The 11,680-nt window shown below is 35.3% G+C and carries 8 protein-coding genes; 6 read left to right on the plus strand and 2 right to left on the minus strand.

Annotated elements, in window-relative coordinates; all coding sequences use genetic code 11:
- The first annotated feature begins 58 nt into the window (after nucleotides 1-58).
- From HNS38_RS18565 to HNS38_RS18575, 3 genes are read left to right on the plus strand one after another with little or no spacing between them, the layout of a single operon-like run.
- Nucleotides 59-1,378, plus strand: a complete 1,320-nt coding sequence (locus tag HNS38_RS18565) for a DUF6844 domain-containing protein (RefSeq protein ID WP_172282792.1) — start codon at nucleotides 59-61, stop codon at nucleotides 1,376-1,378.
- Nucleotides 1,359-2,639 carry a hypothetical protein gene (locus HNS38_RS18570; RefSeq protein ID WP_172346875.1) on the plus strand — a complete coding sequence of 427 codons (1,281 nt, stop codon included), beginning with the start codon at nucleotides 1,359-1,361 and terminating at the stop codon, nucleotides 2,637-2,639. Before HNS38_RS18565 ends, HNS38_RS18570 begins: the two co-directional genes overlap by 20 nt.
- 10 nt (nucleotides 2,640-2,649) lie before the next feature.
- Complete coding sequence (locus HNS38_RS18575; RefSeq protein ID WP_172346876.1) at nucleotides 2,650-4,068, plus strand: hypothetical protein; 1,419 nt, start codon at nucleotides 2,650-2,652, stop codon at nucleotides 4,066-4,068.
- Nucleotides 4,069-4,158: 90 nt separating this feature from the next.
- Here the strand turns inward: HNS38_RS18575 and HNS38_RS18580 are convergent, their stop codons facing one another.
- The gene (locus HNS38_RS18580; protein ID WP_172346877.1) at nucleotides 4,159-5,160 is read right to left on the minus strand and encodes a hypothetical protein; all 1,002 of its coding nucleotides are present in this window, start codon (nucleotides 5,158-5,160) and stop codon (nucleotides 4,159-4,161) included.
- On the minus strand, nucleotides 5,157-5,642 hold the full coding sequence (locus HNS38_RS18585) for an RNA polymerase sigma factor (RefSeq protein WP_172282783.1): 486 nt from the start codon (nucleotides 5,640-5,642) through the stop codon (nucleotides 5,157-5,159). The genes HNS38_RS18580 and HNS38_RS18585 overlap by 4 nt, the downstream gene beginning before the upstream one ends.
- Before the next feature lie 242 nt (nucleotides 5,643-5,884).
- On the opposite strand from HNS38_RS18585, the gene gltX reads away from it, so the two are divergent.
- The 3 genes from gltX (at nucleotide 5,885) to metG (ending at nucleotide 11,552) form a co-directional block, all read left to right on the plus strand.
- Entirely contained in the window at nucleotides 5,885-7,402 is a 1,518-nt protein-coding gene (gene gltX, locus HNS38_RS18590) for a glutamate--tRNA ligase (RefSeq protein ID WP_172282781.1), read from the plus strand.
- A gap of 706 nt (nucleotides 7,403-8,108) precedes the next feature.
- Nucleotides 8,109-9,437, plus strand: coding sequence for an ATP-binding protein (locus HNS38_RS18595; RefSeq protein ID WP_172346878.1), 1,329 nt, complete (start codon nucleotides 8,109-8,111; stop codon nucleotides 9,435-9,437).
- Nucleotides 9,438-9,488: 51 nt separating this feature from the next.
- Entirely contained in the window at nucleotides 9,489-11,552 is a 2,064-nt protein-coding gene (gene metG, locus HNS38_RS18600) for a methionine--tRNA ligase (RefSeq protein WP_172282775.1), read from the plus strand.
- The last annotated feature ends 128 nt before the right edge of the window (nucleotides 11,553-11,680 follow it).

An 11,680-nucleotide genomic window follows, 5' to 3' on the forward strand; every position in this document is an offset into this window, starting at 1 on the left:
AAATAATATACTCATATACAACTATTTGTGAACTAAATGGGTAACCCTATAAAATCATATGAAAAAAATTGTACTCTCACTATTATTTGTTGGAATGATGGGCTTTACCTTTGCTCAAAATCCTGCTGACTTAGCTAAAACAGATGCCGTAACAGAAACCCAAGAAGTACAAACCGAAATGGTAGAATATCCAGAGGATGTTCTTAGAGATAAAATTTCAAGTGTATTGGTAAAAAAAGGGAAAAGCTTAGGTTCCATAAACTCAGATGGCTCCATTTATATTGTGGCTGCGGCAACTACTGCTCGTCCTAGCAATATGACAGGATTTATCAACAGCAGAAACATAGCTTATAATATTGCAGAATTAACAGCTAAAATGAACCTCCTCAGAATGGCCGGAGAACAAATCACATCAGGTAGAGGTTTTACCATGCTCGAAGATATCATTGAAGGCGAAGACCCAGATGCCAGTTCAAAAGCAAGCATGTTAGACAAAGCCATTAAAGTTTTAGATCAATCATTGGACAAAGCCTTGGAATATGTTGGTGTTTCGGAAGAAGAAATTGCCAAAATGAATGAATCAGAAAAACATGCTGCCTACGAACAAAACTTCAATCAAACTGTAAAGTCTTTAGTAGCTGGAATGGTAAAAGGATGCGCAACAGTTATGATTGCAGAAGGTGATGCTGGTAATGATGATTACCAAATTGCAGTTTGTATGAAATACTCTCCTGAATTCCAATCCTTGGCTTCCATTATCAAAAGCAATACCTCATATCAAACTCCAATTGGAAAAGTAAAAAATAGCGTGGAGAAGATAAAAGGAATGCCTGAAGATAAATTAGTAGGAAAACTAGGCGCACAAGTAACCTTTAATAGTTCTGGAGAAATGATCATCTTCGGTTATGGTCAACAAGAAGTCAGATCTTCTGGTTCTCGCCAATCCGCGGCGTTCTCAAGAGCATATAGCCAAGCAAGACTTAATGCAGTAAATAATATTAAGAATTTTGTGGCAGAAGATTTAGTAGCAGAGGAGTCTCTTCAAAATGTAGAAAAACTAAAAGAATATGATGATGGTACACAAGCTTATTACAGTCGCCAGAAATGGGAACAAGCTGTAAAGGCTAAGGAAAGCACATTAAACTTGGCAACAACTGAAATCAGACAATGGAAAGGAAAACATCCTGTATCTGGTCATGATATTGCAGGTTATGTAGTAGCTTGGACCCCATCGAATGCTGCTCAGGCAAATCAACTTCAAAAAGATTTCCAGAAGAAAGAAGATGCCATATCTCCAGATGGACGTAATGCAGAACAACAACGTCAACAAACTAAGAAAAGCAAAACCATAGTTACTGGTGACGAAGACGATATATAGTCTGTTTTTGGTCGGATTATTCTTGACTTTGTCATTGCCATTGCATGCTCAGGTTTATTATTCTGATGAGAAAGCGAATTATGAAATATTGATTGACAAATCTGTTTATCAAGTTAAAGCACAGCTCAAAGAAAACATTCCCGGAAGCAGGCGATTGCAAATGGCTAAAAGTCGCTTGCGCCTAAAAGCCGTTGACTTAGTTGGAAACTATATTATTTTTAAAAACACCGTAATAAATCATGATAATAAAGAAGAATTATTTGAAGCTTTTGTGGATTATAGTCAACTTCACTTTGAGGCACAAATAAACCATTTCACTGCCACTGCATGGGACAATTGTGGTGCCAGCAGATGTATCTATTTCCAATGCAATAAGGAGGATTTTACAATTGAAGAATCCTCCTATTTTCAAGTCGACTTAAATCAGTTATTACAATCCAATTTCGATAGGAAGAGGAGCCTTTCTGCCGCTTGTCTGTTATTTCAAGAGGAAGACAATGATATAGAAGAATCGAGAGATATAGAGGGTTTCTTTTTAAGTGGACGAGGGAAACTAGAAACAGAATATCAGCATTTATTGAAGCTCCATCCTTATTCTCAGCTTCAATATTCGTTATTCGAAAGCGATAGCATTTTAGAAGCCTCAACCTATCAAGCATTTGAGTTACCCATTTCAAATTGCAATTTCGAAAGACTTATTAAGTATAAAATCCTATTTACTTGTGCTCCATATAACAAGAAGAAAGCTGCTTTTAATGAATTAGAAGAAGCCTTAAATGAGATGAAAGGCTTATGGTGGGAAATCCAATCATTTGCAATAGATGAAAGGAACAAAGCTGATTTCCCAGGTTTTGAAAATGCAACTTCTTTTGATGTTGTTATGGCTTATCCCGCTGCTCTTAATATTTATGGTTTACAAATCACCAGCCCTGGAGAATTTTATCAAAAAGCACTAGTATCCTTTGCAGAAGAAGACTTTAAAAAAACCATAGAATGGCTACAAAATGAAATTAATTTAAATGGTTTCAGCTCTGAAACTCTTAATTTAATAGGTGCCACTTACCGACTTAAAGACCATCCAGAAAAAGGCCTCCCATTTTTACTTTTAGCATATAACATGAACCCAGAAACACTTTATTTAAAAGGAAATATCAGCCTTTGCTTATCTATACTTGATTTTCCAAATCTCGATGCTCTCAATGCTTATTATCTTCAGACACCAAATCTAGATAATTGGAGCAGAAATCAAATAGAAAAATAAAACAAGTACTATGAAAAACACATTTATAATCTTATTATGCTTTTTAGGCCTGACTACTACAATAATGGCTCAATATGATGAAGAGATGATTACCTTAGAAGCCCTTGAAGGTGAAAAAAAGGTGATTGCGGATGGTTATGGAGCTAATCCTGAATTAGCTTTAGAGAAAGCCCTACAGAACGCTGTGGAACAAGCTGCAGGTGCGTATGTGAGTAGTATTACAGAAATTGAGAACGACGAGATTATAAAAGATGAAGTTTTGTCCTTAAGCCATGGGTTTATCAAAGAACACCGTAAGCTTTCTGAGAGCAAATTTGATGATGAGTATAAAGTCGTAGTTGCCGCCATCATTGTAGAAAAGCAAATGATGGAAAGCCTTGAAGCAAGTGGTGTAAAAGTAAAATACCAAACCTCTGGATTGGTTTCCGATCTTAAAGCTTGGGATAAAATGAAAGATGATGAATACAATATGGCTAAAGCCCTATTCGATGTTCATGAGATGAAAGACTATGGCATTATTTGGGATTATAACCTACGTATGGGTGAGCCTCAAAGAAGTGGAAGTAATTACAGCATTAAAGGCGTATTATCAGCACAAACTAATGCAAACTACAGTATAGAATTTTATAACCTCAAGAGAATTTTATCAGAATTGGCGCTAGAAACAGAGCAGATGAAATATCAAATTCCGGTAGCCCATTCCGTAAGACAAAACAGTACCGACCATATTGATTATGATCGATATGCCTTTAAGGTCTTTAAAAGAAAGAAAAACGGAAAAATAAAAGAAGCCACCAAACTCATTGATTTAATAGTTCCTACCGTAGAACCTAAAGTTAATAATAAAAGTAGAGCTTACGGGCGGAGAAGTGCTGTTCCGCTGAAGTTTTATGGAGTAAATGACATGACAGGCATCATGATGTTCACCTTCCAAAAATATGAAAAACCTCTTACTACTCAAGATAAAAATCGAATCAACGAATCTTGGCTCAATCGCTATAATACAGTTTTCGATTTCTTCTCCAAAGACTACACACCCTATATATTAGTATTAACTGAAGGTGAAAACCTCCTCACCAATAGCAAGGTGGTGACTTTTTACAAGTTTATGAATCCGAAAACTTTAGACGTAGTCAGAGAGTATATTACATTCCTATTTGAAGCTGCACACTGTAAAGCCATTTTTGAGGTTTCTGATGGAGAAAATGTGGAGTTTATACCTGATGCTTTCCTCACACAATATGCGGAGATCCAATCATCGGTTTGGAGTACCAATGCCGATGTCGCATATAGAGGATATATTTTTAATAAACTCCCAGCTTTAGATTTTCAATTCGAAATCACCAAACAATTTACAGAAGAGGAATTTGATAAGATTCAAAGCATTACCGTAGAACCTTTTAAAGGAGAACAGTGGATGAAGAAATAAGTGTAGGGTTTAATGAAGAAATGAGTGAAGGTAAAATGGATTGAATGATCGAATGGCTAAATGAGGGAAAACAAGTGAATAATATTGTCTTTATTCTACTCCTTTACTTGGTCGTTTTATTTGAAACATTCCTCCAGTGAGATCGCCAATATTTTCGGCGCTAAAAAGTTTTACATCATCACTGATTAGCTCATCACCAAAACTTTTAACACTGGCTTTGGTAGTCTTCCATAGCATTGACGAAATTAACTTGATAGGGCCACTTTTATTGGTCGCTGGAAAATCGGCTAAATCTATTTGAGTACCACGTTGATTTTTATCAAAAGCATAAGCTTGCAATAAAATCATCTCGTTTTTCCAGCCTCTATCCTCAATAACTATTTGACTCGTCAAGCTTGTCAAACTTTCTAAACTTTCCATTCTCGGTCTTATTGGCAGTTCTTCAATTTCCTTAGGGAAACTCGATATCTTAAGCTCCCCATTTTTTGCCTGCAATTGTAATGTAGAAGGGGATTCTTCGATAACTAAAGTGGTTATTTCAATACTTTGTATGGCTTCTAAATTAAGGAGACGGGTATTGGAGGAGGGTAGATTAAAAAGCCACAATGAAATTAATAAAACGGCAGCTACTGAGGTACTAATAGTCCATAAGGTCACTACAGCTCTGTTCTTTTTTTTAAGGCTGGATTTATTCTTAAAAACCACAGTGGAATCCGATTGTACTTTAAGGCTCTGTGTGAGTACTTGTTCTTGTTTTAATTGAGGGTTTATAAGTAAAAACTCGTTTAAATCTTGTCCTTGCTCTTCGGTTAAATCCTGCTCAAATTCTGCAATCAAAACCTCCTTATAATTATCTTCATTTATGGAGGCGACTGCTTTAATCTCTGTATTTTTTAATTGGTTGGTAAAATCGGTATCAAGTAGAATCTGATTTCCAGCTTCTAAAACTATTTCATCTAAATCCTCTAAATCTTCGGCAATATCAGGATGTATCAAAAGAAAGGCTTTCATTTCTTCAGTTCCTTGTTCATTCAGATTTCCTTCTAGAAAATCGAGAACAAACTCCTCATAATTATTAAAATCAATCCTCATATTACTACCTCCGGTTTTCCAATAAACTTTTTCATCGTCAGTCGGGCTCTATAAATATAGACCTTCACTTGTGATGCGTTCAGCTTACATATTTCGCCAATTTCCTCATAGTTATAGCCTTCGTAATCCCGAAGCAAAACCACCGTTCTCTGTATTTCTGGCAGGCGATCCAATGCCAAATTCAAAAGCTTTTGAATATCTGGTGACTGCATTCCATCTGAAACGGCATGATGGGAAATTTCATCATGATATTGCACTTTCTTTTCTCTTCTAATCACATCGATCATACAATGGTAAGCTGTAGTAAACAAGTAGGATTTTGCCTTCTCAGCCTTAATATCGCTTTTCTTCTCCCACATCTTCAAGAAAGCATCTTGCACCACATCACGGGCACGATCCTCCACTTTCATATGTTTGACAATGAAGCGAAATACCCCATCAGCATACTGATCTACACATTGATTATAATCGTTGATTTTCACCTTTTGATTTCCGGATTTAATAGTATGACGGAAAGGTAAATAAAATAGTTACAGGATTTTTTTATTTTAATGATTGAATGATTTGATTCTATCAATTTACAATCCTTTACTATCTATTACCATTTTTTACTATCCTCTACTATTCCTTACAATATTTATCGAATTCCTTGAATGATAAAACCTTTGTTTAATTATGTCCCTTATTCTTGTATTTTTGCAAATCAATTTTAAAAAGCTATAAGATGTCAAATATAAGAGTCAGATTTGCACCAAGTCCAACAGGACCACTACATATTGGAGGAGTGAGAACCGCATTATATAATTATTTATTCGCCAAAAAGAATGGTGGAAAAATGATTCTAAGAATTGAAGATACCGACCAAACTCGTTTTGTGGAGGGCGCTGAAGATTACATTAAAGAATCTTTGAAGTGGTGTGGTATCAATTTTGACGAAGGCATTGAAGGTAAAGGAGAATTTGGGCCATACAAGCAATCTGAGCGCAAAGAATTATACATAAAATATGCTCAGGAATTGATTGATAGTGGTTGTGCTTATTATGCTTTTGATACTGCTGAGGAATTGAATTCCCTGAGAGATACTGCCGAAGCTGAGAAAAGTGTCTTCACATATAATGCAGAAACTCGTAAAACTTTAAAAAACTCATTAACTCTATCTGCTGATGAAACTAAAGCTCTTTTAACATCCTCTGAATACGTGATTCGTTTTAAAATGCCAGAAGACGAAGAAGTCACTTTTACTGACGCCATTAGAGGTGATGTTACCGTAAATACTTCTCGCTTAGATGATAAAATCCTATTCAAATCTGACGGAATGCCAACCTATCACCTAGCCAATATTGTAGATGACCATTTGATGGAAATCTCCCATGTTATTAGAGGCGAAGAGTGGCTGCCTTCTGCCCCACTACATGTAATGCTTTACAGAGCTTATAAATGGGAGGAGCCCATTTTTGCGCATCTTCCTATTATCCTTAAACCAGTAGGAAAAGGTAAATTGAGTAAAAGAGATGGCGACAAAATGGGATTCCCCGTATTCCCTATGAGCTGGAAAGACCCAAAAACAGATGAGGTTTTTGCAGGATATAAAGAAAACGGTTTCTTTCCTGATTCTTTCATCAATATGTTAGCTTTATTGGGATGGAATCCAGGAACTGAGCAAGAAATCTTCTCAATGGAAGAATTAATTGCTGCTTTTAGCTTAGAAAGAGTGGGGAAATCGGGCGCAAAATTCGACCCAGACAAAACCAATTGGTTCAATCAGCAATATATGAAAAACCAAGATGAGGCTCAATTACTGGAGGCTCTAAGGCCTATTTTAATAGAAAATGGAGTGACGGCGTATGATGATTCCATGGCTATTGAAGTTATTGGCTTGGTAAAAGAACGCTGTGTATTCGTAAAAGATATTTGGGAGCAAGCTTCTTACTTCTTTCAAACTCCAACTGAATATAATCCAAAGGTTATAAAAAAACGTTGGAAAGAGAATACCCCCAATATTATTACAGATATCAAAGAAATTTTAGAAAATACCGATACTTGGGAAGCTGTTCCTATGCACGATTTAGTTACCAAATATATCGAAGAAAAAGAAATTGGCTTTGGTGCTGTTATGAATGCTCTTCGTTTGGCCATTGTTGGAGACGGCAAAGGACCAGATTTATTTAAAATCATAGAATTAATTGGTAAAGAAGAGGCCATCAAAAGATTGACATTAGCCGTTGAGAATATCAAACGTTAGTCCATTTCTTTTCCTAGCAAAAATATAGAACAGGCTTTGAATTCTTCTGAGCCTGTTTTTTTTTATTGAATAGTTACTAATCAGAATAAAATATCTAATCAAATTTTCCCTGATTGCCCCAACCCTAAAGGGTGTCAGGGAAAATACACAACAGTTTCATGAAACATGATATAGCTACTCCTACTATGGATTGTAAATAAACAGCAGGATTTGATTTTTTTGGCTCCCTTTAGGGAATTGGGGCAAAACAAAAAAATCAACAATTACCTATGTTCTAAAAATTTGTTGATTGCCTGATTAGTTACATTGAATATAATATTTTCTAAAATAGAATGTATTTCAAAGGAATATTATTATCCTGAGTTAAAACTCGGGAACATTCATTTGATTTAAGGTATTGCTCAAAATAATACTAAACTAATATTGCGCGCTATTTTGGAGTGACATTACACTTTTAACAAGGTAGTTCAATCCATTTATTACACTTTTAGCAACATAAATCAATCCTAAAACCACACTTTTAACAAGGTAATTTAAGCCATTTATTACACTTTTGCTAAGGTAAACACAAGCAATAATTACACTTTTAACAACATATACAAAATATAATATTACACTTTTACCAAGATAAATCATACAAAACATTACACTTTTACCAAGATAATTCTGTATGTTTGTAACACTTTTATCAAGATAGAGGAAAATTATGAAAAGGGAACTGTATAAGAAATTAGTAAAATGGAAGGATTCAAAAAACAGAAAACCACTTGTTTTACAGGGCGCTAGACAGGTTGGCAAAACATATTTAGTAGATGATTTTGCAAAACAAGAATATAAAAAATACTTGTATTTAAATTTTGAAAAAGATATAGAATTAGATAGCCTTTTCGAAAGTAGTTTGGACCCTAAAAAACTCATTGACAATATCAGCTTCTATAAAGGGGTGAAAATCGAGGCTAATTCTTTCCTTCTCTTTTTTGATGAGATTCAGGCATCAGAAAAAGCATTAAAATCTTTAAAGTATTTTCAAGAATATGCTCCAGAATACCATATCATTGCAGCAGGTTCTCTTTTAGGGGTAGCTGTTGGGAAAGATAAAAGTTTTCCTGTAGGAAAAGTAACTTTTCTGAGTATGTATCCTATGAGTTTTTCTGAATACTTAAGAGCTTTCGGGGAAGAGGTTTTATGCGATAAATTAGAATCTTTAGTTAAAGTTGAACAATTTCCTGAACCCATCCATAATAAACTTATAAAACACCTAAAGCAATACCTGTTTTTGGGAGGCATGCCAGAAGTATTACAAAACTTCCTCGACCATTCTGACATCACCGCATCTAGAAAAATACAAAACGACATTCTAAAATCTTATGAAAACGATTTTTCCAAGTACACCAATAAATCGCAAGTCATTAAGAATTTAGAAATATGGAATTCTATACCCTACCAATTGGCTAAAGAAAACAAGAAATTCAAGTATAGCGATATAAAGAACAAAGCTAGAGCTGCTCAATATGAACATTCGATAGAATGGCTAAGACAAGCAGGCCTTATCAATATCTCTTATCTTATTAAAACACCAAAACTTCCATTGGCGGGATATACCGACCAGAGCAAGTTTAAAATATTCTTATTGGATACGGGTTTACTCGGCGCCAAACTTCAAATTACTTCTGATACTATTGTAAATCCATCTGCATTATTTAAAGAATATAATGGTGCATTTATTGAGAACTTTGTGGCCATGGAATTACAAGGACATACCGAAGGTAAACTCTTTTACTGGACTAGTCGTGGAGAAGCTGAAGTGGATTTCATTATTCAGAACAAGAAAGAAATATATCCAGTTGAAGTAAAAAGCGGAACTAGCAAAACTCTAAAAAGCTTAAGAAGCTATAGCCAAAAATACAATCCAGGGTTAATATTCAGAGCCTCCCCTCAAAATTTCTATCAAAGAGAAGAGTTTGTAAACCTCCCATTGTATACTATTTCCTCTGTTTATAATTACCTTAATGGAACTAAAACAGAGAAAGAATAACACATTAGCAAAATTCACCCACAATAAATACCTTTGCAAAAAATTACGATAATGACACAAGTGCAGAATAAAGACTTCAAAAGATATACCATAACATCGGCATTACCTTATGCCAATGGCCCTATTCATATTGGACACCTAGCAGGCGTTTATATTCCTGCTGATATTTATGCGCGCTATTTAAGAAGCACTGGCAATGATGTTTTATTCATTGGTGGTTCCGATGAACATGGCGTACCTATTACTATTAAAGCGAAAAAAGAAGGCATCACGCCTCAAGATGTAGTGGACAAATACCATGGCATCATCAAGAAAAGCTTTGAAGACTTAGGAGTATCTTTCGATGTATATTCTCGTACTTCTGCCCCTATTCATCACGAAACGGCCTCCGATTTCTTTAAGAAACTATTTGAGGAAGGTAAATTTATTGAAAAAACTGCTGAGCAATATTACGATCCAGAAGCCAATCAGTTTTTAGCTGATAGATATATCACCGGAACTTGCCCTCACTGTAGTTATGAGAAAGCTTATGGTGATCAGTGTGAAAGCTGTGGAACCAGTTTAAGCGCTACTGATTTAATTAATCCTAAATCTGCTTTAACAGGAAATATTCCAGAACTAAAAGAAACTAAGCATTGGTATCTTCCACTAAATGAGTACGAAGATTGGCTTAGTGAATGGATATTGAAAGGACATAAACAAGACTGGAGACCAACAGTATATGGTCAGGTGAAAAGCTGGATTGATCAAGGTCTACACCCAAGAGCGGTAACTAGAGACTTAGATTGGGGCGTAAAAGTTCCAGTGGAGGGTGCTGATGGGAAAGTACTCTATGTTTGGTTTGATGCACCTATTGGATATATTTCTGCCAGTAGAGAGTGGTCTGAGAAAACAGGTAAAGACTGGAAACCTTATTGGAAAGAAGACGATAGCAAACTGGTTCATTTCATTGGGAAAGACAATATTGTATTCCACTGTATCATTTTTCCTTCTATGCTAAAAGCTGAAGGTTCTTATATTATGCCAGAGAATGTTCCTGCCAATGAATTCTTAAACTTGGAGAATGATAAAATTTCAACTAGTAGAAATTGGGCCGTTTGGTTACACGAATACTTAGAAGATTTTCCTGGCAAACAGGACGTTCTGCGTTATGTATTAACTGCTAATGCTCCTGAAACTAAAGATAATGATTTCACTTGGAAGGATTTTCAAACCAAAAACAATAGTGAGCTTTTAGCCATCTTCGGAAACTTTGTTAATCGTACTTTGGTTCTTACACAAAAGTATTTTAAAGGAGTGGTACCAAGCCAGCATGAACTCACAGAACTCGACGAAGCTACCTTAACAGAAATGACTTCTTTTGCGGATAGAATCGGTGATAAAATACAAGTCTATAAATTCCGTGAAGCCATTCAAGAGTTAATGAATCTGGCTCGTTTAGGAAATAAATACCTGACAGAAACAGAACCTTGGAAAATATTCAAAACTGATCCCGAAAGAGTAGAGACTATCTTAAATATCTCTATCCAAATTAGTGCTGCTCTAGCCATATTATGTGAGCCTTTCCTACCTTTCACTTCTGTTACACTTAGCGATTTATTATTGCTTAAAGAAAAGAGTTGGAATACAGCTAAAAATAAGAATTTAATTACCGCAGGCCTAGAATTACCAAAACCTGATTTCCTTTTTGACAAAATAGAGGATGCTGATGTAGAAGCTCAAGTGCAAAAATTATTAGATACCAAGAAAGCCAATGAAGCAGCTGAAAAAGTGGCAACTCCAGTAAAAGAGAATATCCAATTTGAAGATTTCGCTAAAATGGACATCAGAGTTGGTACCATTTTAGAAGCTGAAAAAGTAGCCAAAACCAAAAAGCTTCTCAAATTACTTGTAGATACAGGTATTGATAAACGAACAGTGGTTAGTGGGATTGCTGAATACTATAAACCCGAAGACATTATTGGAAAACAAGTGAGTATTTTGGTAAATTTAGCTCCAAAAAAACTTCGCGGAATCGAATCTCAAGGAATGATATTGATGGCAGAAGATGCTGATGGCAGCTTACAATTTGTAGCGCCTGCTGATCACATAAAACCAGGAAGCGAAATCAAATAAGTTTTTTTAAAAAAGAATTTTAAAGTCTGAAATACATCATATGTTTCAGACTTTTTATTTGTTTACAATTCAATATTAACCTGAGTTCGGTTTTTAACTATCTGAAATTCAGTTGTTAATCGTAATAT

It is taken from the genome of Lentimicrobium sp. L6 (assembly GCF_013166655.1).
Taxonomy (GTDB): Bacteria; Bacteroidota; Bacteroidia; order Bacteroidales; family UBA12170; genus UBA12170.

Coding starts and splice junctions, on each gene's coding strand:
- HNS38_RS18565 (WP_172282792.1), top strand. CDS start 59: ATGAAAAAAATTGTACTCTCACTATTATTTGTTGGAATGATGGGCTTT.
- HNS38_RS18575 (WP_172346876.1), top strand. CDS start 2,650: ATGAAAAACACATTTATAATCTTATTATGCTTTTTAGGCCTGACTACT.
- HNS38_RS18580 (WP_172346877.1), bottom strand. CDS start 5,160: ATGAGGATTGATTTTAATAATTATGAGGAGTTTGTTCTCGATTTTCTA.
- gltX (WP_172282781.1), top strand. CDS start 5,885: ATGTCAAATATAAGAGTCAGATTTGCACCAAGTCCAACAGGACCACTA.
- HNS38_RS18595 (WP_172346878.1), top strand. CDS start 8,109: ATGAAAAGGGAACTGTATAAGAAATTAGTAAAATGGAAGGATTCAAAA.
- metG (WP_172282775.1), top strand. CDS start 9,489: ATGACACAAGTGCAGAATAAAGACTTCAAAAGATATACCATAACATCG.